Source organism: Marinobacter sp., from assembly GCF_033722735.1.
GTDB lineage: Bacteria > Pseudomonadota > Gammaproteobacteria > Pseudomonadales > Oleiphilaceae > Marinobacter.
In genome coordinates this window covers 269,884-296,854 of the sequence record NZ_JAWVYN010000001.1, presented here as the reverse complement: position 1 = coordinate 296,854, position 26,971 = coordinate 269,884, and the positions used below count along the sequence as shown (strand labels likewise).

Here is a 26,971-nt window from a genome sequence, read left to right as displayed (position 1 = left end):
CAGGCTGAACGAAAGTGGCAGGAAGTGCCCGATAATCAGACAAAACCGACAGCTGGCACTGGGCTTACCGGTTCTCACCGGCCCCGCCAGTTGCCGACTATAACGACACAACAACAGGAAAAGGTTCCACCCATGTTCAAGAAAACCCTTCTAAGTCTTGCCGTGGCCTCTACCGTTGGGCTGACCGGCTGTTTCGGCGATGCCAAATCCGGGGCCAATGCGGACCCGGACTACAAGATCAACAACCCAGCCATCGACGGCAAGACCTGGCCGATCTTCAACCCGATCACCAGTAAACTGCCGATTCCGAATGACCTGATCTTTGACTCTGAACAGGGTGACGGAACCTTTGGTGTGCGTGACAGTTCACCGCCTGTAACCACCGCCCTCAACGAACTCAGTGGCGCCTCCACCGTGGCACCGGCGGTGATCCAGTTTAATGGCCAGGTGGATCCGGCCACCGTTGTTGCCGGCGAAACCGTCTTCCTGTTGGAGCTGGACTACGCCAGCGGGGACCCTGTGCAGGGCCTGGCCAATGGCGAGCCCCCCACTGTTGGCGGCTTGCCTTCCGTGCGTGCCGACGTGGAAACCCTGGATGGCACCTCAGCCATTCGCCTGCTGCCGCTGGAGCCACTGAACCCGCGTAAACGTTACATTGTCGTGGTCACCACCGACGTTACCGACATCAACGGCGAGGCGATCATCCAGTCCCCAACCTACGCAGGCCTGACTGATGAAGAGCAGCCCCTGGCCAGCTCTGCGCTTGCGCCGGTTCGCACTATCATCAACGACTTGTGGGAAGCCGTCGCTGGTGCGGCCCTCGGCCTGACCGACGACAAGATTGCCATCAGCTACAGCTTCACAACCTCTAATGATGAGAAGGTGTTGCAGTATATTGCCGAGCCCGCGGCTTGGTTCCAGGATCAGCTTGAGACTTTCGTCAAGGTTTCAGCAGCCGCGCAGGCAGTCGAAGATGGCGCCGCCACCTTCGATGCGGTTAATACCGTCGTGACTGGGGCCTTTAACGCTTTCCCGGCGATTCCCATTGATGATGAAGGGACTCTGGGCACCGAAGCCCTGGCAAGCCTCTATGGTTCAGGCGCCCCCTGTGAGGGGCTGAACGGCACGTCCACCCCAACAGCCTATCAGTGTGGCGGCGTTGCCCTGGCAACCAGCTTTGACGCCCTGCTGCCAAACCAGACCGACCGCGACGAGACTGACATTACGCTGGACCCGGCTTCTGTGGTCCCGGTTCCGCTCGTATCCGCTCCGACCAGCCAGGTCCTGGATGCAGTTGGTGCGGGCTCATCTGACGTGTTAGCGGCCCAGGGAACCATCACCCTGCCGTATTACCTTGGCAACAGCTCCAGCAATCTGCTCACAGACTCGTGGGAGGCGGACGACGGTCTGGCGACAGCCCTGAACGCTGCTTTTGCAGGGGCGGGACTCTCCATCCCGCAAGCTGATCCGAGCGTTTCCACCGCAGTGAACTATGTCTTCCCCTTTCCGAAGGAGCAATCTCAGGAAACGGTACCACTGCTGGCTCTGTACCCAGCTTCGGGAACCATTAATGGCGTAGTGATCTACCAACACGGTATCACCACTGACCGCAGTGCCATGCTGACATTCGGTACCGCGCTCGCTGCCAACGGTTATGCCGTTTTCGGTATCGACCTGACCCTGCACGGCGTCGCCGCCTTTACCGATGAAGAGCAGGCCGCTCTCGCCGATCAGTTGCTCGCTGCAGCGGAACTGGAAGTGAATGACACCAATCGAGCTGCACTGATTGGTGGCCAGCTGTCTCTGGGTTTCCTTCAGCAATTGATCGACGCAGGCTGTGCGGGTCTTGACGCCGACCCGGAAGTGGCAATCCAGCAAGTGTTGGGCGGAGCATGCGACGGCACCCTGGCCACCGCTTCCGAAGACATGGCCGGTCTTGTCTCCATCGAGAACACTGTCGCCAATGCAGGCAGCACCGTGCCCGGTCTCGCGCCGCAGGTTGATAATGAACGCCACTTTGGCTTCTACGCCCCGGTCTCTGGAACTGTCGCCCCGATCGATTACGACGCCGGCGAAGGCGATTCCGGCAGCCTGTTCATTAACCTGACCAGCTTCCTCACTTCCCGGGACAACTTCCGCCAGAGCTCTGTGGACCTGATGAACCTCCGAGCGAGCCTGCCCAATCTGGCCCTCACCGCCCCCGGTGGTGGCGCTCTGGTGACCATTGACCCGTCTGATCCGGTCTACTTCGTAGGACACTCTTTCGGGACCATTACAGGCACTCCATTCCTCTCAGCGGTTAATGCTAACCAGATACCTGGAGCGATTGATCCGACTGTTACGGACAATGACATCAACGCAGCCAGCCTGCTGACCCCGGGCGGCAATATTGCCGGCATGGCCCAGAATTCGCCGGCCTTCGCACCGGCCATCTTCCTCGGCCTGCAGCAGGCGGCCGGCCTGGAACAGGGCGATGCGGCCCTGGAGACCTACTTCAACGTGTTCCAGGCAGCGCTGGATACTGGCGACCCCATTAACTTCGTGGACAACCTGAGCGGCCAGAGCGATCAGATCCTGCTTTCCCAGATCAACGGAGATGCTGTGCTGCCCAACGCAGCCGACCAGGATACCTGGGGCACACCGGCGCTGTCTGGCGTCTTCAACGCCGAAGTTGGAGGCCAGGTAGTCCCGGTTTCCATCGACAGCTTCAATGCACCGTTGGCAGGTACACAACCGCTGACCCTGGGTCTGACCAACATCACTGAGTACGCCGACGGCGACCATGGCACACCGGTGTCGGCCGATCCGGCGGCGACCTTCGGTCAGATGGTGACCGAGACAGTTACGCTGTTTATGACTAACCCCTAAGGCTCCCGAAACCACAAAAAACCCCGGCCTGGCCGGGGTTTTTTGTTGGGAGCTTGGGACTACAGAACGCTACTCACCCAATACCTCCTTGTTATCGGCTCCCAACGTCCGCCCAATAAAGCCACTCTCACAAGCCGTCTTCTCAAACTTGATCGGAAAGCCAATCTGCCGCTGGGTCCGCCCATCCGGCTTAGCCACCTCGATGACCATGTCCCGCGCCTTCAGCTGCGGGTGTTCCGCCGCTTCGGAAATGGTGAGCACCGGTTCCACACAGGCATCCTGCTCCGCAAAAATGGCTTGCCATTCTTCCAAGGGCTTCTGGCCAATCGCCTCTCGCAACGCGGTCTTCAGGGCCTGCTGGTGCTCCGGGTTCTGGCTCAGGCCGTAGCTCTTCAGCTCCGGTCGCTCGATCACGTCACACAGCCGGGCCAGGAACTGGGGCTCCAGGCTGCCCACCGAGAGCCAACGGCCATCCTGGGTCTGGTAGTAATCGTAGAAGCTGCCGCCATTGAGCAGCGCACCCTCGGGCTTCTGCTCCACGCCACCGGCCAGGCAGGCGGCGCCGGCCATGGCGTTGAGGGCGAAGGCGGCGTCGGTCATGCTGATGTCGACAAACTGCCCTTCCCCGGTCTGCTGGCGATGGATCACCGCTGCCAGGATGCCCATCACCGCATGGTGGGAGCCGCCAGCCACGTCGGCCACCTGGATACCCAAGGGCGGAGGCCCGCTGTCCTGTCGGCCACAATGACTGCTGACACCGGCCAGGGACAGGTAGTTGATGTCGTGGCCGGCCCGGTCCCTGTAGGGGCCGGTCTGGCCATAGCCGGTGATGGCGCAGTAGATCAAACGGGGGTTGATGGCCTTCAGGGCTTCATAGCCGATACCCAGCCGGTCCATGACCCCGGGCCGGAACTGCTCGATGACCACGTCGTACTCCGCCACCAGCTCCTTGATGAGTTCGGCGCTGCCTTCTTCCTTCAGGTTCAGGCCTAGGGAGCGCTTGCCCCGGTTTAGATAAGTATGGGCGGTGCTGACGCCGTCGTCGTGGGGCGGCATCACCCGGGTCAGGTCCATGCGATCCGGCGCTTCCACACGCAGGACGTCGGCGCCCATATCCGCCAGCATCATGGTGGCGTAGGGGCCAGGCAGCAGGGTGCTGAAATCGAGGACTTTGAGTGATTGCAGGGGGCCAGGCATAGATTCTCCTCACATGATTCTGGAATGGTCGATCTGCCTCAAGATGCTGCCGGGTTTTCCCTTCCGGGCCAACGGTGGCTTCGGTCATTCCAATTAGCCATTTCTGCCAGTGTGGATGGTTGCATTGTGATGGTGCCGCCTTATGATGAGTTTCGTCACTCACAACGGACCCCGTGATGTCAGAGCTTACCGTATCCCGACACTTCGTCCAGGCTGCCCTGTCCGGTGCCAAACGGGACGGGTACGATACCGACTTTATGCTGCGCAAGGCAGGTATCTCACCGGATCTTTTGCGCATTGAGAAGGCCCGGGTCAACAGCACCCAGTATAGCCGCCTGATGCAGGTGATCTGGAACGACATGGAAGACGAGTTCATGGGCATGGGCCCCCGCCGCTGCCGGCCGGGCACCTTCGCCACCATGTGCGCCCTGGTGATCGACTGCCCCACCCTGGAAGCGGTCTATGAGCGGGCTTTCCAGTTTTCCCGGTTGTTTGAGCCGACCGTGTGCATGCGGCTGGATACGTCCGGAAACCAGGCCCGGCTGGTGGAGGTGATCGAAGGCGAGATTGACGACCCGATGTACTTCCTGCGGGAAAGCCTGCTGGTCATCTGGCATCGGTTGGGCTGCTGGCTGGTTGGACAGCCGGTGGAGCTGGAACAGGCATCGTTCAACTACCCGCGACCAGAGCATGGCGACGAGTACCGGCACATCTTCCACTGCCCGCTGACCTTCGAGGCCGACGAAACCAGCCTGAGCTTCGACAAGCGCTTCCTGTCCGCGCCGGTCATTCGCGACAGGGCGGAGATGGTGCAGTTCCTGAAAACCTCACCGGCCGATCTGTTGTCCCGCCCGGACGAGAGCAACACCTACACCGGAAGGATCCGGACGCTGATTGGCCGGGATTTCTCCAGGCCACTGCCGGATTTCGAGTGGATTGCGGCGGAATTGCATACCAGCCCGCAGACCCTGCGGCGGCGGCTGAAACAGGAGAATACCTCCTTCCAGGAAATCAAGGACCTGCTGCGCCGGGACCTGGCAATTTACCTGCTCAGCCGCCAGGACCTGCCGATCAACGATATCGCCCACCGGGTCGGTTTTACCGAACCCTCCACCTTTCATCGGGCCTTCAAGAAATGGACCGGGGTAACGCCGGGGGCCTACCGGGAAGGCGACCGGGGTTGAGGAACCGGCGTCCTGCCAGGCCAGCGAGCTGACCTGACGGACCATTACTCCGGATTCTGCAGGGTCTTGATCAGCCGGCCAAATGTGCGGGCCGCATCCCGGGTTTTTCCGCGATTGTGACCTAACTGGAACAGACGGGAGCCGTCCCGGGGATCATAGATCCAGCAAGTCTGCGTGGCGGACTCGCAGTCCCACTGCACCGCCGGATTTACCCCATAGACCGGCATCACCTCGGTCGACACCCGCCTGGGACCACCGGAGGTGGTGATCTGGGCCTGCTGGATTCGGACCTCACCATTACCGGCACTCACCTTGTATTGAATGTCCGGCGGTGTGCCATCCAGTACCGCCCCGCGATCCTTCCGCCAGCCATTCAACTCCAGCAGGCTGTTCATATGGATGGTCAGCGCGCCGGCATCCGAGTCCGCCAGGTACAGGCGCCTCAGGCTCTGGACCGATTCGTCGCCAGCGGGCTCGATCACCGCCACCGGTTCACCGCTGGCCGATGCATCGGTGCCGTTGGCAACCGCACGCTGGGCCTTCTCCACTTCGGTAATCAACCGCAGGGCCGAATCGTAGTGACGGCCTTCCCGGCCACCGGCCGCAATGTACTGCTCGAGGGCGGAGCGGGCTTCGTTGTAGTGACCGGCTTCCTGCATCACCCGCCCCCGGTAATAGAGGTAGTCCGCCGGCTTCTCGGCTTCCAGGGCCTGAAGGCGGTTCAGGTATTCCCCGGCTTCGCCCCATCGGGACTCCGCCACGGCGGCTTCGGTGGCCAGCATCAGCCGCCGTACCTCGTGCTCGGGCGGCAGCGCCGACACGCTGGAAGCCAAAAGCACGGAAGCCAGTACCGATCCCTGGAAGAATGTCCGGGCTGTCAATTTTGTCACCGACATACTGCTTCCCCCACTGAGATGTTCGGATTATTTCTCTTCGACGGCTTCAGGCTGCGAGGTTGTCTGTTCCAGCCCCTCCGGACCAAATTCGTCCTGCCGGGGCTCATGGTCATCCCCGGCGTCCACCTCCGCCTGGTCAAGAATGGACTTCGGTAATTCTTTTTTAACACGAACCCCCAACTCCACAAAGCGATTGGCCTGGGACACCAGGTTGCCACGGCCACGGGTAAGGGTGTTCATGGCGCCGTCGTAAGTTCCCTGCACGGTGTGCAGCTGACTGCCCAACTTCTCCATTGCCTCCACGAAGACCCGCAGCTTGTCGTACACCGCCCCGGCCCGCTCGGCAATTCGACGGGCATTCTGGCTCTGGCGCTCGTAACGCCAGATGTTTTCGATGGTGCGCAGCGTCGCCAACAAGGTGGTGGGGGTAACCACAATAATCTTTCGCTCAAAGGCTTCTGCGAACAGGTTCTCGTCCTGCTGGAATGCCGCCACAAACGCGGGTTCAATCGGCATGAACAGCAGCACGAAATCCGGTGAGTGCAGGCCATTGAGCTGGCTGTAGTCCTTCTCGCTCAAGGCGCGAATGTGGGACCGTACCGCCTCGACATGGGCCTTGAGCGCCTCTGACCGGGCACTCTCCTCCTCTTCGGTCACCCACTGCTGGTAGGCCACCAGCGACACCTTGGAGTCGACGATCAGGTTGCGACTGTCTGGCAGGTGAACGATGACATCCGGGCGCAGCAGGTTGCCGTCGTTGTCCCGGTAGCTGCCCTGGGTCTCGTACTCCACGCCCTTGCGCAATCCGGAACGTTCGAGCACGCGCTCCAGGATCAGCTCGCCCCAGTTACCCTGAATCTTCTTGTCCCCCTTGAGGGCCTTGGTCAGGTTGGCGGCCTCCTCGGTAATCTGCCGGTTCAATTCCTGCAACGACTTGATTTCGGAGCGTAAGGCCTGCCGGTCCTTGGTTTCGGTGGTGTAGACATCCTCCACCCGCTTGCGGAAATCCTGGAGCTGGTCCCGGAACGGATTCAGCAGAGTATCCAGGCTGGAACGGGTTTGTTGGCTGAATCGCTCATTCTTCTGCTCGAAAATCTTGTTGGCGAGATTTTCAAACTCCTGTTTCAGGGCATCGCGATTCCGCTCCAGCAATTCCAGCTTTTCATTGGCCGCCCGCTGCTCCTTTTCCAGCACTACCTGATTTTCCCGCAACTGGCCGCGGACCTCGTGCAAGTCCTCGCCAAGCTGATCCACCTTGCGCTGCAGCTCGGCACGCTCTGTCTCCAGGTGCTGGATCCGCTCTGACCGGGCCCGCCCCTCGGCCTCCAGCGCCGCATTGCGATTCTCCAGACCGCCAAGTTGATCCAGGATGCCCCCGCGCTCCCGCTCCATCTCCGTCAGCCGGGCCTTGAGCTCATCGCGCTCGCGGGCAACCTGCTCGGCCTGTTGGTCCCTCAATGCCAGCTCATAGTCCTGGCTGCGCAGCGCATCGTGGTTCTCGGCCAGTTCCGGCTCCAACCGCGCGATCTTCCGGCCACGCTGCCAACAGAGAATGGCCAGCAGAATCAAGCCAACCGAGAGAATAACAAACACCGCCACCACCAGGGTGGGGTCGGACACAAGCCGTTGAATCACATCAGGCACTCAGCACTCCTCAAAACCTGGGTGGGGATCATCCATGGGCCACAGTCTAACGTATCTTGCCAGCACGGGGGACAGTGGAATCCGGTGACCATTCGGTCCGTCACCCCCAAGGCGACGCCCAATTGCGACTGGACTCACCTGTTCGTATGGGCTAGAAAGTGAATAATGTTCGGCCACCTGGCCCAGTGAGCCCTAGACAGGCGCGCGGCCAGGGACAGGCTATCGGAAACGACAGGACATCGAGATGCTGAAAGAACTCTGGCGGAAAACCGTGGGCCACGCCGGTCAAACCGCCCGAAACGAAGCGCAGAATCGTCAGATTCGTTTGCTTCCCCACATCACACACACTGGCGAGTACCATCTCGACCGCCTGACCCGACTGTTGACCAATCGCTACGGCATGGCCCTTGAAGCCAACGGCGATGATGCCATTCTCCAATTGATCCGCAATGCCGCCCGGGTTCAGGATAAGGACGTACAACGGGAGTTGCTGCTGTTCTATCTGAATTGCTCGCCAATCATCCAGGACTATCTCCGCTCAGGGGAGGTTGTTGGCGATGACCATTTCCTGAGCCGGCGTTAACCCCGCAAAATTGCCGGGAAGCTCACTTCCTTAACCTTCCGTAAAGCATCCCCCAGGCCGAGTGTTGTATAATCCGGCGCATTATTGTGCGCGCCAGGGAACCGCCTCGCAAAACAGGTGCCTGCATGTTCTTCGCAGTTTGGAAAAAGACCCGAAGAAGTCTTCCCGCTGCAGATTCAGAGGTTATGAATGGTTTTTCGATGTTTCCAATTGGGGTACTCACTTGCTACGGCACTCGTCGCCGCCATGGTCCTGACAGGCTGCACCACCGATCGCTACTTTCTGGTTCCCAAAGACGACATTCGGCATCTGGACTCTGCCGTGTCCGAACAACGCCAGGGACTGAACTCCCTGCTGGCCACCACGGTGGAACGCCACGACACCCTGCTGCGCCAGAGCCGTTCGATGACCGACGAGATTCTCACCGCCATCGATGAAAAGGTGGAAAAACCAACCTGCCCCGAATTGCCGGAGCCGGTGGTCTGTGAAGCCGCCCCCCGTTCCCCGCAGACGGAGGACCGGGAGGGCTACGCCAACCGCCTGGCCGGCAAGCTGGTGGTGGGCGAACGAGAGCGCTTTTATCTGGATGGCCCCGGCTTTGTCTACGTTGCCCGTATCGACAGCGGCGCCGAGACCTCGTCGCTGGATGCCCGCAACATCCGCCGGTTCGAACGGGACGGGCAGAACTGGGTCCGCTTTGATATCCCGGTGCCCAACTCCAATGGCCAGTACCGGACGCTTGAGCGGGAGATTGTCCGGAACGTTCGCATCATCCAGGCCAATGTGGATGAGTATGAGCGCCGCGCGGTTGTGGAACTGCAGTTTGCCATCGGCAACCATCGCCAGAAAGCCGAGTTCACCCTGACGGACCGTGAACACCTGTCCAACAATGTCCTGATCGGCCGCAACATTCTGCGGGATGTCATGCTGATCGATGTCGGCAAGGAATTCGCCACCGAACTCCCAGCCTCGATGCTGGCGGATAAGGAACCGGATCAGTGACCTCCCGTTCACCGTTTTTCTTCGCGATTTTCCTGCTGATTACCGCTGGGCTGAGCCTGGCGGTTTTGCGTCATGTGGAGTTGGGCATCCCCTGGCTAAAGGGTGAACAACGCCCGGTCTGGCTGGTCGAGGCACGGGTGGATTTCCAGGCCACCAACGGCCCCGTGCTCGCCAGCCTGAACATTCCGGACCAACCGCCGGGTTTCCAGCTGCTCACCGAGCAGGCTGCCTCGCCCGGCTACGGCTTCTCCATTGTCGAAGACGGCGGCAACCGCCGGGCCGAGTGGTCCAAGCGCTTCGCCTCCGGGCCACAGACCCTCTACTTCAAGGCCCAGCTGGTGCCGGATCCCTCAGCCGGAGCCCCGAAACCCAAGCGCCCGCCCCAGGCGGAACGGATGTTCTGGGAGGAACCCCAGGCCACCGCCGTGCGCGAGGTCTTGCAACAGGCCCGGGAGCGCTCCAGCAGTCCCGAAAGTATGACCCGGGAGCTGATCAAGCTGATGCAGCCGGAAAATCCGGAGCAGAACACCACCTTGCTGGTGTCGGGCACCAACTACGTCGACCTGCTCGCCCGGATGCTCAACCACGCCGGCATTCCCGCCCGTATCGCCGACGGTCTGCAACTGGAAGACGCTCGCCGACGCCAGCTTCTCAAACCTTACCTGCAGATCTACGATGGCGAACAGTGGCTCACCTTCAACCCCCACACCGGCACCCAGGGCTTGCCCGAGAACGTGGTGCTCTGGCGTCAGGCCGCGAACTCCCTGCTGGACGTGGTGGGCGGCAGCGAGTCCCAGGTGACTTTCTCCATGCTGCGACAGACGGTGCCCGCCCTGCAGCTGGCCCGTGCGGAAGCCAGCGACAATGGCCTGGGCTTTATCAGCCTCTACCAACTGCCCATCGAGGAGCAAAGCATGTTCCGCATGCTCCTGCTGCTGCCGCTGGGCGCGCTGATCGTTGCCTTCATGCGCATCGTGATCGGGATTCGCACCTCCGGCACCTTCATGCCCGTGCTGATCGCTGTGGCCTTTGTCCAGACCTCGCTGGTACCGGGCCTGGTGGCCTTTATTTCGGTGGTTTCCCTGGGCCTGCTGATGCGCGGCTACCTATCCGCCCTGAACCTGTTACTGGTCTCCCGGATCTCCGCCCTGATCATCCTGGTGATCTTCATCACCACCGGCATCAGCATTGTCGGTTATCAGATGGGCTTCAACACCGGCATGACGGTCACCTTCTTCCCGATGATCATCCTGGCCTGGACCATCGAGCGGATGTCCATCCTGTGGGAGGAAGAAGGCCCCCGGGAGGTCGTGATCCAGGGATTTGGCAGTCTGTTTGTGGCGGTGTGCGCCTACCTGGCCATGAGCACGCCGCTGGCCGGTCACCTGACCTTCAATTTCCCCGAGCTGCACCTGGTGATCCTCGGGCTGATCCTGCTGATGGGTCAGTACACCGGCTACAAGCTGAGCGAGCTGCGCCGGTTCCACCCGATGAAGGCCTATGATCAATGAGCTGGATTTCGCCGCTGCGCCTGCGCCGGGCGGGCATTCTGAGCATGAACCGCCGCAATGTGGACTACATCGGCCGTTATAACGACCGGGCCTCCTATCCGATGGTGGACAACAAGCTGAAGACCAAGCTGCTGGCGGCGGAGTATGAAGTGCCCACGCCCAAGCTACGGCAGGTGGTTCGCCAGCAGCACGAGATCAGCCATTTTCGTGAACTGGTGGAAGAGCTCGGCGGCTTTGCCATCAAGCCCGCCAAGGGCTCCGGCGGCAAGGGCATCACCGTGATCACCCGACGGGACAGGGAGCGCTATGTGAAGGCCTCCGGGGCGGACGTCAGCCTGAGCTTCCTGGAACGGCACCTGTCCAACATTCTTGCCGGACTGTATTCCCTGGGGGGCACCCCGGATGTGGCCATCGTGGAAGACCTGGTCCAACCCTCCGCCGGCCTGGCCAAGTTCTCCTTCCAGGGGGTTCCCGATATCCGCATCGTGGTATTCCAAGGCTATCCGGTGATGGCGATGCTGCGACTGGCCACCACCGATTCCGATGGCAAGGCGAACCTCCACCAGGGCGCCGTCGGGGTCGGACTGGACATTGGCACCGGGCGCAGCCTGAATGCCGTGCAGTTCAACCGGACCATCACCCTGCACCCGGACACCGGGCTGCCGCTGAGCGACCTCAAGATTGATGACTGGAACGATATGCTGGTGATGGCCTCGCGCTGCTATGAGGCCACCGGGCTGGGCTACATGGGCGTGGACCTGGTGGTTGACGCTGCCCAGGGGCCACTGCTGTTGGAGTTGAACGCCCGCCCCGGCCTGGCCATCCAGATGGCCAATGGCCGGGGATTGCTGGGCCGGCTGCGCACCATTGAAAGGCTCAAGCGCCCCCACTTCACCCCCGAGGGGCGGGTGGCCTACGCCATGGAAATGTTCGGGCAATAGCACTCGCCGGCAAGACCGGATGATGACCACAAAAAAACCGGAGGCGAACCCCCGGTTTTTTTTATATGGCCTGAGCGGCTTACAGCTTGCCTTGGGCCAACAGCAGCTTACGCTCGTGGGTCAGCCCCTTGAGCAGCCCCCAGGTCATCGCCAGCAGGATGGCGGTGAACGGCAGGCCGGCCGTGATGGCGGTCGCCTGAATTGCCCCCAGGGCGTCATCGCCGCCACCGAAGATCAACGCCGCCGCAATGGCACCTTCCATGATGACCCAGAACACCCGCTGGGCGGTCGGCGCATCGGTCTTGCCGCCCGCCGTGATGCTATCAATCACCAGGGAACCGGAATCCGACGACGTCACGAAGAACACCAGTACCAGCACAATGCCGATGAAAGAGGTGATCGTGACCAGCGGCAGGTTTTCCAGCATCTGGAACATCGCCAGGGGGACGTCGGTCAGGCCGTTGGCCGCCAGCGCTCCAATTCCCGCCTGAATCTGTTCCAGCGCCGATCCACCGAAGGCGCTCATCCACACCACGGTAATCACGGTGGGGACAATCAGCACCGCAGTGATGAACTCGCGCACCGTGCGACCCTTGGACACCCGGGCGATGAACATGCCCACGAACGGTGACCAGGAGATCCACCAGGCCCAATAGAACACGGTCCAGCCATGGAACCAGGTTTCGTCCTCACGCCCGAACGGGTTACTCAGGGGCAGGATGTTGGCCACGTAAGTGGACGAGGTCACCCACAGGGTATCCAGCACCGTCATGGTGGGACCGGCAAAGATGATGAAAAGCAGCAGCAGTGCGGCCAGGGACATGTTGATGTTACTCAACACCTTCACCCCACCGTCCAAGCCGCGAAGCACGGACACCAATGCCACCAGGGTCACACCGGTGATGATGGTCATCTGGGTGGTAATGCCACTGGAGGTCCCGAACAGGTAGTCGATCCCGGATGCGGCCTGCTGGGCACCGAAGCCCAGGGAGGTGGCGAGCCCGAAGATGGTCGCCAGTACCGCCAGAATATCGATGATGTGTCCCGGCCAGCCCCAGACACGGTCTCTGAGCAGCGGAAAGAACGCGGAGCGAATGGTCAGGGGCATCCCCTTGTTGTAGGCGAAGAACGCCAGGGATAGCGCGACAACCGCGTAAATGGCCCAGGGATGCAGGCCCCAGTGGTACATGGTCGCCCCCATCGCCATGCGGGCGCCCTCTTCCGAGTTGGGCTCCGCACCCAGCGGGGTGCCGTACCAATCGGTGTAGTAGGCCACCGGCTCTGCCACGGCCCAGAACATCAGGCCAATCCCCATACCCGCCGCAAACAGCATGGCGAACCAGGAGATGGTGGAAAATTCCGGACTGGCATCCTGTCCGCCAATTCGGATGCGCCCGACAGGCATGAAGATCAGCGCCAGGCACACCACCACAAAGATGTTGGCACTGATCAGGAAGAACCAGTCGAAGGTGTTGATTGCCCCCCACTTGGCGCCATCCAGCAGCTCCTTGGATGCCGCCGGGAAGATCATGGTCCCGACCACAAACAGCACTACCAGCACTGCAGCAATCGGAAAGACCGGTGCGTGAAGATCCAGGCCGAATGGATTGATATTATCCTGGCCGACCACGTAATCGGTTTGATATTCGTCTTTGACAACCTCTCCCACGAGCGGAGCCTCCTGTTCCAGAGTCGACTTCAATTCAAAATCGTTGGCTTGTGTATTTGATTTGTCGTGACCGAGTCTATTGCTTCGATACTAAAAGATCAAAACACTCAGACATTTGCGCGACCCAGGTTACAGCTTAGTTCAAAAACCGGGACTTGACCTGCCCCCGCCCATGGCTGGCGTTAGCCAGGTCTGTTCAAGCACTGCAGCCTCACCGGGAAAGCTCACTCCGATTCAGTGGCGCCCCTATCACTGGCCCGATCAGCCCAGTTTTTTCACTGGCCGGCGATTCGTCGGCCCCGGCCTTCTCCATTCACAGCCGCACCGGACATTAACCCGGAATGGGCTTATGTCAAAAAGCGGTTTATTTTTACGAAAGGCTAGTGTAGACTTCGCTCCCGCTAAGTTGCTGAAGGCACTCGCCTCAGCAGCACGGAGTCCCAAAGGCCCAGCCTTGTAGATGGACTTCGCCAGCGTCTCGGGGCGTAGCGCAGCCTGGTAGCGCACCTGTATGGGGTGCAGGTGGTCGCAGGTTCAAATCCTGCCGTCCCGACCAATTCCCAAAGCAAAGCCCGGTACCGCAAGGTACCGGGCTTTGTTGTTTTTCGGCTGAGGAAATTCTACCGCAGCGGCCCTTCCACCCTCGGGTCAGGGCCTTGCCGAGCCGCCATCGGGCGAGGCCGGCAAGGCCTGATGGCACAGAATCAGTACGCCGGCATCAGAACAGCTCCGCGTTCAGCCAGAGGTGGACAAGGATCGAAGCGGCGTAGCCGAGCACGATCACCGGTGTCCAGCGCAAATGGGTGGCCATGGTGTAATAACCCCGGGCCTGCCCCATCAGCGCAACGCCGGCGGCGGAGCCGATGGAAAGCATGGAACCGCCCACGCCCGCGGTGAGGGTGACCAGCAGCCACTGGCCGTGGGACATGTCCGGCTCCATCGCCAAAACGGCGAACATCACCGGAATGTTGTCCACGATGGCCGACAGTACACCCACCGCCACGTTGGCCGCAGTCTGGTTCCACTCGGTGTACAGCAGGGTGGAAACTTCACTGAGATAGCCCAGATAGCCCAGCCCCCCCACACAAAGCACTACGCCGTAAAAGAACAGCAGAGTGTCCCACTCGGCGCGGGCGATGGGGTTGAACACGTCAAAGGGAATGGCGTTGTCGAGCCGAGCCAACAAGCGCTCGTTCTGCTGACGGATGGCCCAGGCCCGCTCCTTGGCCACACTGCGATTGAAGCTCAGGCGGAGGTAGTAGCCCAGTACCTGCAGGTAGCCCAGGCCCATCATCATGCCAACCACCGCCGGCAGGTGCAGGAAGTTGTGCCCCAGCACCGCAGTGGTGATGGTCAGTAGGAACAGCGCCACCGTCCGCCGTGCTCCCCGTTTCATGATGACCTTCTCGGTTGCCTGCTTGGGCGGTTCACTGGGGATGAAGAAGTGCATGATGGCCGCAGGCACCAGGAAGTTGACCAGCGAAGGCACGAACAGCGCGAAGAACTCCGTGAAATCCACCACGCCTTTCTGCCAGACCATTAGGGTGGTGATATCACCGAAGGGCGAGAAAGCGCCCCCGGCATTGGCCGCCACCACGATGTTGATACACCCCAGACCGATGAAACGGGGGCTGCTCTCCCCCACTTTCATCACCACCGCACACATCAGCAGCGCCGTGGTCAGGTTATCGGCCACTGGCGAAATGAAGAACGCGAGGATACCGGTGATCCAGAACAGTCCCGCATAACTGAAGCCCTTATTGACCAGCCAGGCCCTTAACGCATCGAACAGCTGCCGCTCTTCCATGGCGTTGATGTAGGTCATGGCGACTAGCAGGAACAACAGCAACTCAGAGTATTCCAGCAGGTTGTGGCCCAGGGCCTCGTTTGCACTTTCGCTCTCGCCGTGGGCGGCGGCCAGCCCTGCCACCAGAAACCATATGATGCCCGCCGCCAGCAGCACCGGCTTGGACTTGCGCATGTGCAACTTCTCTTCCAGCATCACGAAGGTGTAGGCCAGCACAAAGATCGCAAGGGCGAGGTAGGCAATGGGATGGCGAGTCATCCCCAGCCCGCCCGATTCGGAGGCATGGGCAATGGCGGCGCCGCCAAGCAGCAACAAGCTCAACAGAGCCAGCATTACAGTAAGCGTCCTGCGCCCGGCAGACGGCAGGCCTCGCATCACTCGATGATTTCCGGTAGGCATGAATGGAACCCCGTAGGCAGTTGAAAAAAGAGGAACCAGATTGTCCGAGAAAATGGGCCGCAATACCACAGCACCTTAGTACCCGAATCAATAGCGAAAGTACCCGAGTTAAACACGAACTCAGGCAATTGACATTGACGGATCTCGGGTAGAGGGGAACCAAACTAAAAAACCGAAGGGCAGACCTTCGGTTTCTTAGTGGGAACGGAGCTTTTTTGGGGAGCGGCGCTTACTTGATCGGCGCTGTCAGCACTTCCAGCACGTCTTCCAGCTCAGTGATCATCTGCCGGATCAGCTGCTTGTACTGGGACGTGTCGTCCTTGATCTCATGGCTGCTGAGCTTCTGCTTGGCGCCACCGATGGTGTAGCCCTGATCGTACAGCAGACTGCGGATCTGGCGAATGGTGATCACGTCGGAACGCTGGTAATACCGGCGGTTGCCACGACGTTTTACCGGGGAGAGCTGGGGAAATTCCTGCTCCCAATAGCGCAGCACGTGCGCCTTCACCGCACACAGGTCCGCCACTTCCCCAATGGTGAAGTAACGCTTGCCCGGGATCGCCGGTAATTCGTTGTTATGACTGGGTTCCAACATAGGCTTCTACTTTCTGCTTCAGTTTCTGGCCAGGTCGGAACGTCACCACGCGCCGCGCACTGATCGGAATTTCTTCGCCGGTCTTTGGGTTACGTCCCGGCCGCTGCTTCTTGTCGCGCAGGTCGAAGTTGCCAAAACCGGACAACTTCACCTGCTCATTGTGACTGAGAGCGCCTCTGATTTCATCGAAAAAAGCTTCCACCATTTCCTTGGCTTCGCGTTTGTTAAGCCCCAGCTCTTCATACAATCGCTCGGCCATTTCCGCTTTCGTCAAAGCCGCCATGCATTAACTCCTCAGTGTTGCCCCCAGCTCTTCCTTCAATGCCGCAATCACACCGTCGAAGAGCGCGTGCACTTCTTCTTCGTTGAGTGTTCGCTCCGGATGCTGCCAGAACAGGCTCAGCGCCAGACTGCGGTTACCCGCCCCCAGGCTCTCGCCCTCATAGACATCGAACGCCCGCAGCGAGGTCAGGTGCTCGCCTGCGGTTTGTTTGACCACACGTTCCACATCCGCAAACGCCGTGTCGTTGCCGATAATAATAGCCAAATCCCGCCGAACTTCAGGGAATTTTGAAATTTCTTTGAAATTAGGCACATAACCGGTGACGATTGAGTTCAAGAATAGCTCAAACATCAGGATCGTGCCATTAAGTTCAAGTTTTTTCTGAACTTGCGGGTGCAGGGCCCCCAACCAGCCTACTGACCGGCCGGCCATCTTGAGCTCGGCAGTCTGCCCCGGATGCAGGGCCGGGTGCCCGCCACGGACGAACTCCACGGTGATGCCCAGCAGCTGGAACAGCCCTTCCAACTCGCCCTTCACATCGAAGAAATCTGCGTTGCGGCGCCCATTGGCCCAGTTTTCCGGCACCTGGGGGCCGGCAGCGACCCCCGCCAGCATCGGCTGCTGATCAATAAGATCGCCGTTCTGGACAAACCGCAGACCGGTCTCGAACAGGCGAACACGCGGCTGCTGACGGTTCTGGTTATAGGCCACGGTCTTGAGCAGGCCGCTCCACAGTGTGGTCCGCATCACCGACAGGTCGGCCGAAATCGGGTTGGCCAGCGGAATCCCCTCACGCTCGGGATCCAGCAGCGCCTGCACCTTGGGGTCAACGAAACTGTAGGTCACCGCCTCCTGGTATCCCTGGGCGACAAAGTAATTCTGTATGGCAGACAACGGCCGGGTGGCTTCCGACTGCGGACGCAGGCCCAGGGAACCCTCCGGCTCTGTGACCGGCAGGTTGTTGTAACCGTAGATGCGACCGATCTCCTCAATCAGGTCGACCTCGATGGTCAGGTCTGGCCGGAAGCTGGGGACGTGCACCCGCCAGCCATCCTTGAGCAGCTTGTCGATATGCAACCCCAGGCGGGTGAGGATTTCCTCGACGGTGGTGCGCTCAATCGCCAGCCCCAACACGTCGGCCACTTTCTGCTCGCGCAGGTCAATGGTGCGGTCCAGCGGCAGATCCGGCTCGCTGGAGACTTCGATAATCTCACCGGGCTCGCCGCCGACAATGGCCATCAGCAACTCGGTGGCCCGCTCCATGGCATCCCTCGGCAGCTGGCAGTCCACGCCCCGCTCGAAGCGGTGGGAGGCGTCCGTATGCAGGCCATAGTGGCGCGCCTTGCCGGCCAGGGCAATCGGCTCGAAATAGGCGGATTCCAGCACCAGGTCCCGGGTTTTCTCGCTGACGCCGGAATGCTCGCCCCCCATGACACCGGCGATGGCCACCGGTTTCTCCCGGTCGGCAATCACCAGGGTATCGGGAGTCAACGCCACTTCCTGACCGTCCAGCAGCACCAGCTTTTCACCCTCTTCCGCCATGCGCACCACAATACCGCCGATCAACTCTTCGCGATCGAAGGCGTGCATGGGCTGCCCCTGTTCCAGCATGACGTAATTGGTGACATCCACCGCCGGATCGATCGACCGGATACCGGAGCGACGCAGCTTTTCCTTCATCCACAGCGGCGTGCTCACACCCAGGTTGACGTTACGCAGCACTCGGGCCAAGTAGCGCGGGCAGCCCTCCGGGGCCTTCACCGCCACGTCCACTACCTCGGAGTGAACCGACGCAATCGGCTTGATCTCCGGCCCTTCCACCGGCTGACTGTTGAGCACGCCCACCTCACGGGCAATACCACGGATCGACAGACAGTCACTGCGATTGGGGGTCAGGTCCACGTCGATGGTGACATCCTCGAGCCCGAGGAAATCACGCAGGTCCTGACCGGTTGGTGCGTCTTCGGGCAGTTCCATCAGGCCCTCATGGCTGTCCGACAGGCCCAATTCGGATTCGGAACACAGCATGCCGTGGGACGCCTGACCCCGCAGCTTGGCCTTCTTGATCCTGAAATCCCCCGGCAGCACCGCACCAACCACGGCAAAGGGGACCTTCAGGCCTTCCCGCACATTCGGTGCACCACAGACCACCTGGACCACTTCTTCACCGCCCGCCACCTGGCAGACCCGCAGCTTGTCGGCATCCGGATGGGGCACCACATTGGTCACCTCACCCACGATAACGCCGGAAAAACGCCCGGCCACCGGTTCAAAGCCGTCCACCTCAAGCCCCGCCATGGTGATCTGGTCCACCAGAGCCTGGGTATCGATGCCGGGGTTAACCCATTCGCGTAGCCACTGTTCACTAAATTTCATGGTGTATGCCTTGTTCTGATACCGTTTTGCGGAAGTGTCTCAATGCCTGGCGCTCCGTTAACGGAACTGGCGCAGAAAACGCAGATCGTTCTCGAAGAACATGCGCAGGTCGTTCACGCCATAGCGCAGCATGGCCAAACGCTCTACGCCGAGGCCGAACGCAAAACCACGGTATTCTTCAGGGGCGATTCCGCAATACTCGAAGACCTTGGGGTGCACCATGCCGCAGCCCATCACTTCCAGCCACTTGATGCTGCCGTCCTCTTCACGGCCCCACTCGATGTCCACTTCCGCCGAAGGCTCGGTAAACGGGAAATAGGAAGGCCGGAAACGGACCGCCAGGTCCTTCTCGAAGAACACCCGCAGGAACTCCTCCACGGTACTCTTGAGGTCGGCAAAGCTCACATTCTTCTCCACCAGCAGGCCTTCCACCTGGTGGAACATGGGGGTGTGGGTCATATCGGAATCACAACGATAGACCCGGCCCGGGCAGATCATCCGGAACGGCGGCTTGCCATCCTCCATGGTGCGGATCTGGACCGGTGAGGTATGGGTGCGGAGCAAGGTGCCCGGGTTGAAATAGAAGGTATCGTGCATGGCGCGCGCGGGATGGTGTCCCGGAATGTTCAACGCCTCGAAGTTGTGGTAATCATCTTCGATTTCCGGGCCCTGCTCGACGGTGTAGCCGGCCTTGGCAAAGAACTGCTCGATCCGCTGCAGGGTGCGGGTTACCGGGTGCAGTCCCCCGAGATCCTGGCCACGGCCCGGCAGGGTGACATCGATGGACTCACTGGCCAGCTTGGCATCCAGGGCCGCCTGTTCCAGCTCTGCCCGCCGCGCGTTGATGGCCTGCTGGACCTGAGCCTTGGCATCGTTGATTTTCTGGCCCGCGGCAGGACGCTCTTCCGGGGACAGTTTGCCCAGCGACTTCAACTGTTGCGTAAGAACGCCTTTCTTGCCGAGGTAATCGACGCGGACCTGATCCAGTGCCTGCAGGCCGCCGGCCTGCTCCACCGCAGCCAGCCCGTCCTGAACAAGTTGCTCCAGGTTTTCCATTGACCCTGCTCCAAAACCATAAATGGAATGACTGAAGGAGCCTGTGAATACGCCCGCATGGTTTGTGACGTATTCAAAGGCCCCCTAAACAAAAAATAGGGGAAGAGCATGCCCTTCCCCTATCATCGGGCACCCATAATGGACGCCCCATTCGATCGGTCATCGATGAAAGAGCTAAGCGATCACAGGGCCGCTTTTGCCTTCTCAACCACAGCGGCAAACGCCTGCTGCTCGTTCATGGCCAGGTCGGCCAGAACCTTACGATCGATTTCTACGTTTGCCTTCTTCAGACCAGCGATCAGACGGCTGTAGGACAGGCCATTGGCACGGGCGCCGGCGTTGATACGGGCGATCCACAGTGCGCGGAACTGACGCTTGCGATTGCGACGGTCACGGTAAGCGTACTGACCCGCCTTGATAACCGCCTGCTTGGCAACCCGGAATACACGGCTACGAGCACCGTAGTAACCCTTGGCCTGATCCATGATTTTCTTATGACGACGGCGTGCAACCACGCCACGTTTTACGCGAGGCATACTTTAATCCTTCTGTTATCCAGTTAAACGCTTACTGACCGAGCATACGGTTGATGGACGCCACATCAGACTTGGCGATCAGCTTGGTACCACGGAGCTGACGCTTACGCTTGGGGCTCTTCTTGGTCAGAATGTGACTGGTGAAGGATTGCTTATGCTTGAAGCCGCTGGCGGTCTTCTTGAACCGCTTGGCGGCCCCGCTCTTGGTTTTCATCTTAGGCATTTCTAAAACTCCGCATTCTATTTTTAAAAAACGCATGTGTTTCTGAACGACAAATCCCCCGCATAAGCAGGGGATAGTTGCCACGGTCCAGAATCACTTCTTCTTGCGGGGCGCCACGACCATGGTCATCTGGCGGCCTTCCATCTTCGGCCGCTGTTCGACCTGGCCCAGCTCTTCCACATCCGCCTCAATGCGGTTCATGAGTTTCATACCAATCTCTTGGTGTGCCATCTCACGGCCACGGAAGCGGATAGTGATTTTGCCGCGGTCCCCATTTTCAAGGAAACGTACCAGGTTGCGTAGTTTGACCTGATAATCCCCTTCTTCGGTTCCTGGACGGAACTTCAGCTCTTTGACCTGCGTCTGCTTCTGCTTCTTCTTGGCAGCCGCCTTGGCCTTCTTCTCTTCGAAGATCTTCTTGCCGTAGTCCATTATCTTACAGACGATCGGATCGGAATCCGTAACCTGAACCAGATCAAGAGACGCTTCTTCGGCCCGCTTGAGTGCATCTTCAAGCGGTACAATTCCCACCTGTTCGCCTTCGGCGTCGATTAGCCGGACTTCGGTAGCCTGAATGTTCTCGTTGATAGGTGCGCGTGGAGCACGTCCACCCCGATTCGCTCGCTGTTTAATAATCAGATCTCCGTTTAAATTTTGCCTTTACGTTCAACGGCTTCGGCCAGCAAAGCCTCGAACGCTTCCAGCGTCATGGTTCCCAGATCCTCGCCTTTGCGGGTTCTCACCGCAACGGCCCCGGCCTCGACTTCTTTATCGCCGACCACCACCAGATAGGGTACCTTGTTAAGAGTATGCTCGCGGATTTTAAAGCCGATCTTCTCGTTTCTCAAGTCAGCATTAACCCTATAGCCCATGGATTGCCATTTTTCCGCAAGATTCTGGCAATACTCACCCTGGTTATCGGTGATATTCAGCACCGCCACCTGGGTTGGGGCCAGCCAGGTTGGGAACGCGCCCTCGTATTCCTCGATCAGGATACCGATAAAGCGCTCAAAGGAACCGAGTACCGCCCGGTGCAGCATCACCGGGGTACGGCGTTCGGAGTTGTCCGCCACATACTGGGCGCCCAACCGGCCCGGCATGGAGAAGTCCACCTGGATGGTGCCACACTGCCAGACCCGGCCAATGCAGTCCTGCAGCGAGAATTCGATCTTGGGCCCGTAGAAGGCCCCTTCCCCGGGCAGCAGTTCCCAGTCCACCCCCTCACGGTTCAAGGCTTCTTCCAATGCGGCCTCGGCCTTGTCCCAGACTTCGTCGGAGCCGACCCGTTTCTCCGGCCGGGTGGACAGCTTGTAAAGAATCTGGTCGAAGCCGAAGTCCTTGTAGACCTCGTGCAGCAGGTCGATGAAGTGGGACACTTCCTGCTGGATGGCGTCCTCTTCACAGAAGATGTGCGCATCATCCTGGGTAAAGCCACGCACCCGCATCAGCCCGTGGAGCGCGCCGGAGGCCTCGTTCCGGTGGCAGGAGCCGAATTCCGCCAGCCGCAGGGGCAGATCCTTGTAACTCTTCAGGCCCTGGTTGAACACCTGGATGTGACAGGGACAGTTCATCGGCTTGATGGCGTAGTCGTGTTTTTCCGACTCGGTGGTGAACATGTCGTCGTGGAACTTGTCCCAGTGCCCGGATTTCTCCCACAGCGCCCGGGAGACCACCTGTGGCGTCTTGATCTCCTGATAGCCGTGACGCTGCAAAACATCCCGCATGTACTGTTCGATCTGTTGATACACGGACCAGCCGTCCGGGTGCCAGAACACCATGCCGGGCGCCTCTTCCTGCATGTGGAACAGGTTGAGCTTCTTGCCGATCTTGCGGTGATCCCGCTTTTCGGCCTCCTCCAGACGATGCAGGTAGGCCTTGAGGTCTTTCTTGTTGCCCCAGGCGGTGCCGTACACCCGCTGCAACTGCTCGTTGTTGGTGTCGCCACGCCAGTAGGCGCCGGCCACCTTGGTCAGCTTGAACGCCTTGAGCTTGCCGGTACTGGGCACATGGGGGCCACGACACAGGTCGATGAACTCGCCCTGACGGTAGAAGGACAGGTCTTCTTCCCCGGGAATGTCTTCAATAATGCGGACCTTGTACTCCTCGCCCATCTCGTCGAAGAGTTTGATGGCCTCGTCACGGGACAGCACCGAACGGGTTACCGGAATATCCTGCTTGGCCAGTTCGGCCATGCGCTTTTCAATCCGCGCCAGGTCTTCATTGGTGAACGGACGCTCAAACTTGAAGTCGTAGTAGAACCCGTTGTCGACCACCGGGCCGATGGTCACCTGCGCCGAGGGAAACAGCTCCTTGACCGCCATCGCCAGCAGGTGGGCGGTGGAATGGCGAATGATATCGACGCCGTCTTCATCCCGGTCGGTGATGATGGCCAGTTCCGAATCGTCCTCGATCCGGTAGCTGGTATCGACCAGCTTGCCATTGACGCGACCAGCCAGGGCCGCCTTCGCGAGGCCAGCGCCGATATCGGCGGCCACATCGTGAACAGAAACAGGTTCCGCAAAACTGCGGTGACTGCCATCAGGCAGGGTAACTACAGGCATGTTTGACTCCAGTCAGCGGTGATCCGTACGAAAGACCACTTGTGTTCGGTACGCCGCGATACAAGTCGCGGTCCGTTTCGGCTGGGGATTTTAACAGGGCCAAAACGATGGTGTCATGCAATTAACCGGAACTGCGTGCACAATAGTCACAATTCTCTATCCTTCGATATCGCCGGGTTGAAAGCCCATCAGCAGCCAAGGACGTAGCAGGTGCGAATTGTAGCCTTTCACAACATCAAGGGCGGCGTCGGCAAGACCGCCGCAGCGGTCAACATTGCCTACCTGGCCAGCGAAAGTGGCATCCCCACCCTGCTCTGGGATCTCGACCCCCAGGGAGCAGCAAGCTGGTACCTGGGGGAGACACCGGACGTCAGCGGTGAGAAAGCCTCCCGTCTGCTCAAGGGTAAAACGCCCATCGGCAAGCTCATCCACGCCACTGCCTATCCCAAACTGGACCTGATCCCCGCCCACAGCAGCTTTCGCAACCTGGATGTCAAACTGGCCGAAAGCGACTCCGGCAAGGCCCTCAAATCCTGGCTGTCCCCGTTGTCGGAAGACTACGGCCTGGTGATACTGGACTGCCCGCCCTCTCTGTCCCACCTGGCGGAGCAGATTCTGGATGCGGCCGACAAGGTGTTTGTCCCTACCATTCCTACCTGGCTCTCGATCAACAGCTGGCAGCAACTGCACGACTTTGTCAAAGAGAAGAAGCTCAAGCCCGGAAAACTCCATCCCTTCCTGTCCATGGTGGACCGACGCAAGAACCTGCACCGAACCATGCTTGAAAACGGCGGCGAGGGGCTGAAAAACCGGCTTCGGGGCTACATCCCCTACGCCAGCGACATTGAACGCATGGGCGAAACCCGCCAGCCGGTCAGCGTGGTGTCACCGCGTTCCGCAGCGGCCCACGCCTACCGACTCCTGTGGAAGGAGGTGAAGCTGGCTTCACGGCTCTGAAGTGAAACGGCCTCCACCGGGAGGCCATATAGCAGGAGATGCCATGCTTGTGTTTAGGGACGCTAGGTCGCGGCGGCCCGCCCCTCCTCTCGCTGTCTTCGACGCAACTGGCCAAAGGCCACCGCCGCCAACAGCAACAAGGCGGGTATGATCATCAGCTCCTTGGGCGGTCGCTCCTTCTCGATCTGCACCGAGTCGATGGTCCAGTCAAAATAGATGCCGGCGTCTTCCGCAGCGGATCCAAAGCCGACAAACTCCACCACCATGCGGTCTCCATCCTGGCGCAGCTCCAGGCCCGCCGCCATGAGACGCTGCGCCGGGGTATCCGCCGCCGGCAACGGTAATTTCACGAACGTCGAGACCTCCTCGCCGTCAATGGACATGCCCGAAGCCTGAACCAGGATGCTCTCATCCGCCGGTACCTTCTCCACATACTGCATGATTTCCGTGCCCGGCCGGTTTTCGGTGGGCGGATAGATCATGTCCCACCAGAAACCCGGCCGGAACAGCGTGAAGGTGATCAACAGCAACAGCGCCGACTCCCATTTGCGGCTGTGGGTAAACCAGTAGCCCTGGGTCGCGGCCGAGAACACCAGCATGGCCGTCACCGCGCTGAAGATGGTCACCAGGAGATCGAACCAGCCGGACAGCCCAATCAGCAACAACTGATTGTTGAAAATGAACATGAACGGCAGAATTGCGGTACGAATATCGTAGGTGAAGCCCTGCACACCGGTACGTATCGGGTCGGCGCCGGAGATCGCCGCTGCCGCATAGGCCGCCAGCCCCACCGGTGGCGTGTCGTCCGCCAGAATGCCGAAATAGAACACAAACAGGTGCACGGCAATCAACGGCACGATCAAACCGTTCTGCGCCCCCAAGGTGACGATGACCGGCGCCATCAGGGTGGATACGACGATGTAGTTGGCCGTCGTTGGCAGGCCCATGCCCAGAATCAGACTGATGATGGCGATGAAGATCAGCATCAGCAGCAGGTTACCGCCGGAGATGAACTCCACGAATTGGGTCATGACCAGGCCAATGCCGGTCAGAGTCACCGTCCCCACCACGATGCCCGCGGTGGCCGTGGCCACACCGATGCCAACCATGTTGCGGGCGCCAGCCACCAGGGAATGGACCAGGTCGTCAAACCCCTGAATGGATGCTTGCAGCAACGGCACGTTCTTGTGGAAGAAGGCTTTCAGGGGCCGCTGGGTAATCACAATGAAGATCATGAACACCGTCGCCCAGAACGCCGATAGCTGGGGCGAGAAGCGCTCAACCGTGAGACACCACACCAGCACCACCACCGGGAGAAGGTAGTAAAGACCGGTCTTAACCGTGGGGCCTACCGGCGGCAGTTCATCCATTGCCTTCTCGGGGTTGTCCTCTGCCAGCTCGGGGAAACGGGTGGCGTAGGCCACCAGCCCGATATACACCGCCAGGACGATGGGCGCCAGCACCCAGGCGGCAGCCCCGCCCAGCAGGTCCTTGAGCCAGCCAATACCGTAGTACACTGCCAGCGTCAGTATGCACAGGCCCAGCAAGAGCACGACCCAGTTGAGCATACGCTGGGCCAGGGTGGGCCGGTCCAACCGCTCAATGCCATGCATTTTCAACTTACAGGCTTCCAGGTGCACGATGTAGATCAGTGCCACGTAGGAGATCAGCGCCGGCAGGATGGCGTGCTTGATCACTTCCAGATAAGAAATGCCGACGTACTCGACCATGAGGAAGGCCGCAGCGCCCATGATCGGGGGAGTCAGCTGGCCGTTGGTGGACGCCGCCACCTCCACGGCACCGGCTTTGGTAGCCGGGAACCCAACCCGCTTCATCAGCGGAATGGTAAAAGTGCCCGTGGTGACCACGTTGGCAATGGACGACCCGGAAATCACTCCACTGAGACCACTGGAGACAACCGCCGCCTTGGCGGGACCGCCTTTCATGTGCCCCAGCAACGCATAGGCCACCATGATGAAATAGTTACCGGCCCCGGCCCGCTCCAGCAGGGCGCCGAACAGCACGAAGAGAAACACGAAACTGGTGGAGACGCCCAGGGCCACACCGAAGACCCCTTCGGTCCCCAGCCATTGATGCGCCGCCAGCTTCTCCAGACTTGCCCCCTTGTGGGAAATCACCTCCGGCATGTAGGGGCCAGCCAGCGAATAGACAATGAACACCGTGGCCACGATGGTCAGCGGTAACCCCAACGCCCTCCGCGTGGCTTCGAGCAACAGCACCAGACCGCCCAGAGCAACAATCATGTCCTGGAGGATCGGCGCTCCCGGACGAGTGGACAGCTGGTCATAGAACGCGAAGAGGTAGGAAGCGGCGAACGAAGCCGCCAGTGCCAGTATCCAGTCGTACACAGGCACGTGATCAACATGCTTCCCCCGGATCATCGGGAACGCTGTAAATGCCAGGAAAGTGGCGAACGCCAGGTGAATCGACCGGGACTCGGTGGAGTTGAATATGCCGAACTCGACGATGTACGGAAGCGGAGAGGCGATCCAGAGTTGAAATAGCGACCAGCACAGGGGAACGACAAAGAGAATCACCGCGGCGGGGCCGGTCGCCGCCCTACCCCCGGACTCAGTCTGCAAGAACTCGTCGACGCCGGCCTTGTCCTTGCCGTCGCTGGCTTTGGGCTCACCATTGGCCATAGTTACATCCTGTTAAAGCA

General features: G+C 60.1%; 21 protein-coding genes and 1 tRNA gene. 8 read left to right on the top strand and 14 right to left on the bottom strand.

What is annotated here, in order from left to right; all coding sequences use genetic code 11:
- Positions 1 to 132: 132 nt before the first annotated feature.
- Positions 133 to 2,868: a hypothetical protein gene (locus R3175_RS01295; RefSeq protein ID WP_318941759.1), complete on the top strand. Its 2,736-nt coding sequence runs from the start codon at positions 133 to 135 to the stop codon at positions 2,866 to 2,868.
- Positions 2,869 to 2,937: 69 nt separating this feature from the next.
- Here R3175_RS01295 and R3175_RS01290 read toward each other — a convergent pair whose 3' ends face one another.
- The gene (locus R3175_RS01290) at positions 2,938 to 4,065 is read right to left on the bottom strand and encodes a CaiB/BaiF CoA-transferase family protein (protein ID WP_318941758.1); all 1,128 of its coding nucleotides are present in this window, start codon (positions 4,063 to 4,065) and stop codon (positions 2,938 to 2,940) included.
- A 176-nt stretch (positions 4,066 to 4,241) separates the two neighbouring features.
- On the opposite strand from R3175_RS01290, the gene R3175_RS01285 reads away from it, so the two are divergent.
- Complete coding sequence (locus R3175_RS01285; protein ID WP_318941756.1) at positions 4,242 to 5,249, top strand: AraC family transcriptional regulator; 1,008 nt, start codon at positions 4,242 to 4,244, stop codon at positions 5,247 to 5,249.
- A 44-nt stretch (positions 5,250 to 5,293) separates the two neighbouring features.
- On the opposite strand, the gene R3175_RS01280 is transcribed toward R3175_RS01285, so the two are convergent.
- Positions 5,294 to 6,145, bottom strand: a complete 852-nt coding sequence (locus R3175_RS01280; protein WP_318941754.1) for a hypothetical protein — start codon at positions 6,143 to 6,145, stop codon at positions 5,294 to 5,296.
- Positions 6,146 to 6,172: 27 nt separating this feature from the next.
- The gene (gene rmuC, locus R3175_RS01275; RefSeq protein ID WP_318941928.1) at positions 6,173 to 7,537 is read right to left on the bottom strand and encodes a DNA recombination protein RmuC; all 1,365 of its coding nucleotides are present in this window, start codon (positions 7,535 to 7,537) and stop codon (positions 6,173 to 6,175) included.
- A 496-nt stretch (positions 7,538 to 8,033) separates the two neighbouring features.
- Between rmuC and R3175_RS01270 the strand changes: the two genes are divergently transcribed.
- The 4 genes from R3175_RS01270 to R3175_RS01255 all read left to right on the top strand — a co-directional run bounded on the left by R3175_RS01270 (position 8,034) and on the right by R3175_RS01255 (position 11,826).
- Positions 8,034 to 8,372, top strand: a complete 339-nt coding sequence (locus R3175_RS01270) for a hypothetical protein (RefSeq protein ID WP_318941753.1) — start codon at positions 8,034 to 8,036, stop codon at positions 8,370 to 8,372.
- Between the two features lie 321 nt (positions 8,373 to 8,693).
- Entirely contained in the window at positions 8,694 to 9,374 is a 681-nt protein-coding gene (locus R3175_RS01265) for an ATP-dependent zinc protease (RefSeq protein ID WP_318941752.1), read from the top strand.
- Positions 9,371 to 10,885, top strand: a complete 1,515-nt coding sequence (locus R3175_RS01260; protein WP_318941750.1) for an inactive transglutaminase family protein — start codon at positions 9,371 to 9,373, stop codon at positions 10,883 to 10,885. The genes R3175_RS01265 and R3175_RS01260 overlap by 4 nt, the downstream gene beginning before the upstream one ends.
- The gene (locus R3175_RS01255) at positions 10,882 to 11,826 is read left to right on the top strand and encodes an alpha-L-glutamate ligase-like protein (RefSeq protein ID WP_318941749.1); all 945 of its coding nucleotides are present in this window, start codon (positions 10,882 to 10,884) and stop codon (positions 11,824 to 11,826) included. The genes R3175_RS01260 and R3175_RS01255 overlap by 4 nt, the downstream gene beginning before the upstream one ends.
- 79 nt (positions 11,827 to 11,905) lie before the next feature.
- Here R3175_RS01255 and R3175_RS01250 read toward each other — a convergent pair whose 3' ends face one another.
- Complete coding sequence (locus R3175_RS01250; protein ID WP_318941747.1) at positions 11,906 to 13,495, bottom strand: BCCT family transporter; 1,590 nt, start codon at positions 13,493 to 13,495, stop codon at positions 11,906 to 11,908.
- Between the two features lie 479 nt (positions 13,496 to 13,974).
- On the opposite strand from R3175_RS01250, the gene R3175_RS01245 reads away from it, so the two are divergent.
- Positions 13,975 to 14,051: transfer RNA gene (locus R3175_RS01245), tRNA-Pro, on the top strand.
- 162 nt (positions 14,052 to 14,213) lie between these two features.
- Here the strand turns inward: R3175_RS01245 and nhaD are convergent.
- The 9 genes from nhaD to thrS all read right to left on the bottom strand — a co-directional run bounded on the left by nhaD (position 14,214) and on the right by thrS (position 23,331).
- Complete coding sequence (gene nhaD / locus R3175_RS01240; protein WP_318941746.1) at positions 14,214 to 15,635, bottom strand: sodium:proton antiporter NhaD; 1,422 nt, start codon at positions 15,633 to 15,635, stop codon at positions 14,214 to 14,216.
- A 295-nt stretch (positions 15,636 to 15,930) separates the two neighbouring features.
- Complete coding sequence (locus tag R3175_RS01235) at positions 15,931 to 16,296, bottom strand: MerR family transcriptional regulator (RefSeq protein ID WP_318941745.1); 366 nt, start codon at positions 16,294 to 16,296, stop codon at positions 15,931 to 15,933.
- On the bottom strand, positions 16,277 to 16,579 hold the full coding sequence (gene ihfA, locus R3175_RS01230) for an integration host factor subunit alpha (protein WP_071264800.1): 303 nt from the start codon (positions 16,577 to 16,579) through the stop codon (positions 16,277 to 16,279). The genes R3175_RS01235 and ihfA overlap by 20 nt, the downstream gene beginning before the upstream one ends.
- 3 nt (positions 16,580 to 16,582) lie before the next feature.
- Positions 16,583 to 18,955 carry a phenylalanine--tRNA ligase subunit beta gene (pheT, locus tag R3175_RS01225; protein WP_318941738.1) on the bottom strand — a complete coding sequence of 791 codons (2,373 nt, stop codon included), beginning with the start codon at positions 18,953 to 18,955 and terminating at the stop codon, positions 16,583 to 16,585.
- 57 nt (positions 18,956 to 19,012) lie between these two features.
- The gene (gene pheS / locus R3175_RS01220; protein ID WP_318941736.1) at positions 19,013 to 20,011 is read right to left on the bottom strand and encodes a phenylalanine--tRNA ligase subunit alpha; all 999 of its coding nucleotides are present in this window, start codon (positions 20,009 to 20,011) and stop codon (positions 19,013 to 19,015) included.
- Between the two features lie 182 nt (positions 20,012 to 20,193).
- Complete coding sequence (gene rplT / locus R3175_RS01215; protein ID WP_318941734.1) at positions 20,194 to 20,547, bottom strand: 50S ribosomal protein L20; 354 nt, start codon at positions 20,545 to 20,547, stop codon at positions 20,194 to 20,196.
- Between the two features lie 31 nt (positions 20,548 to 20,578).
- A complete protein-coding gene (gene rpmI, locus R3175_RS01210) occupies positions 20,579 to 20,770 on the bottom strand; it encodes a 50S ribosomal protein L35 (protein ID WP_318941732.1) in 192 nt (63 codons plus the stop codon).
- Positions 20,771 to 20,863: 93 nt separating this feature from the next.
- On the bottom strand, positions 20,864 to 21,409 hold the full coding sequence (gene infC / locus R3175_RS01205) for a translation initiation factor IF-3 (RefSeq protein WP_318941926.1): 546 nt from the start codon (positions 21,407 to 21,409) through the stop codon (positions 20,864 to 20,866).
- Between the two features lie 8 nt (positions 21,410 to 21,417).
- Positions 21,418 to 23,331 carry a threonine--tRNA ligase gene (gene thrS, locus R3175_RS01200; protein ID WP_318941730.1) on the bottom strand — a complete coding sequence of 638 codons (1,914 nt, stop codon included), beginning with the start codon at positions 23,329 to 23,331 and terminating at the stop codon, positions 21,418 to 21,420.
- Between the two features lie 210 nt (positions 23,332 to 23,541).
- Here thrS and R3175_RS01195 point away from each other — a divergent pair, with 210 nt between their 5' ends.
- Positions 23,542 to 24,288 (top strand): ParA family protein, encoded by a 747-nt coding sequence (locus R3175_RS01195; RefSeq protein ID WP_318941728.1) that lies wholly within the window; start codon positions 23,542 to 23,544, stop codon positions 24,286 to 24,288.
- Positions 24,289 to 24,350: 62 nt separating this feature from the next.
- Here R3175_RS01195 and R3175_RS01190 read toward each other — a convergent pair whose 3' ends face one another.
- Complete coding sequence (locus tag R3175_RS01190) at positions 24,351 to 26,951, bottom strand: TRAP transporter permease (RefSeq protein WP_318941726.1); 2,601 nt, start codon at positions 26,949 to 26,951, stop codon at positions 24,351 to 24,353.
- Positions 26,952 to 26,971 lie beyond the last annotated feature (20 nt).

What these genes read in the sequence shown, in the direction of transcription:
- R3175_RS01295 (WP_318941759.1), top strand. Translation starts at nt 133, where the DNA reads ATGTTCAAGAAAACCCTTCTAAGTCTTGCCGTGGCCTCTACCGTTGGG.
- R3175_RS01290 (WP_318941758.1), bottom strand. Translation starts at nt 4,065, where the DNA reads ATGCCTGGCCCCCTGCAATCACTCAAAGTCCTCGATTTCAGCACCCTG.
- R3175_RS01285 (WP_318941756.1), top strand. Translation starts at nt 4,242, where the DNA reads ATGTCAGAGCTTACCGTATCCCGACACTTCGTCCAGGCTGCCCTGTCC.
- R3175_RS01280 (WP_318941754.1), bottom strand. Translation starts at nt 6,145, where the DNA reads ATGTCGGTGACAAAATTGACAGCCCGGACATTCTTCCAGGGATCGGTA.
- rmuC (WP_318941928.1), bottom strand. Translation starts at nt 7,537, where the DNA reads ATGGAGCGGGAGCGCGGGGGCATCCTGGATCAACTTGGCGGTCTGGAG.
- R3175_RS01270 (WP_318941753.1), top strand. Translation starts at nt 8,034, where the DNA reads ATGCTGAAAGAACTCTGGCGGAAAACCGTGGGCCACGCCGGTCAAACC.
- R3175_RS01255 (WP_318941749.1), top strand. Translation starts at nt 10,882, where the DNA reads ATGAGCTGGATTTCGCCGCTGCGCCTGCGCCGGGCGGGCATTCTGAGC.
- nhaD (WP_318941746.1), bottom strand. Translation starts at nt 15,635, where the DNA reads ATGCTGGCTCTGTTGAGCTTGTTGCTGCTTGGCGGCGCCGCCATTGCC.
- R3175_RS01235 (WP_318941745.1), bottom strand. Translation starts at nt 16,296, where the DNA reads ATGTTGGAACCCAGTCATAACAACGAATTACCGGCGATCCCGGGCAAG.
- ihfA (WP_071264800.1), bottom strand. Translation starts at nt 16,579, where the DNA reads ATGGCGGCTTTGACGAAAGCGGAAATGGCCGAGCGATTGTATGAAGAG.
- pheT (WP_318941738.1), bottom strand. Translation starts at nt 18,955, where the DNA reads ATGAAATTTAGTGAACAGTGGCTACGCGAATGGGTTAACCCCGGCATC.
- pheS (WP_318941736.1), bottom strand. Translation starts at nt 20,011, where the DNA reads ATGGAAAACCTGGAGCAACTTGTTCAGGACGGGCTGGCTGCGGTGGAG.
- rplT (WP_318941734.1), bottom strand. Translation starts at nt 20,547, where the DNA reads ATGCCTCGCGTAAAACGTGGCGTGGTTGCACGCCGTCGTCATAAGAAA.
- rpmI (WP_318941732.1), bottom strand. Translation starts at nt 20,770, where the DNA reads ATGCCTAAGATGAAAACCAAGAGCGGGGCCGCCAAGCGGTTCAAGAAG.
- thrS (WP_318941730.1), bottom strand. Translation starts at nt 23,331, where the DNA reads ATGCCTGTAGTTACCCTGCCTGATGGCAGTCACCGCAGTTTTGCGGAA.
- R3175_RS01190 (WP_318941726.1), bottom strand. Translation starts at nt 26,951, where the DNA reads ATGGCCAATGGTGAGCCCAAAGCCAGCGACGGCAAGGACAAGGCCGGC.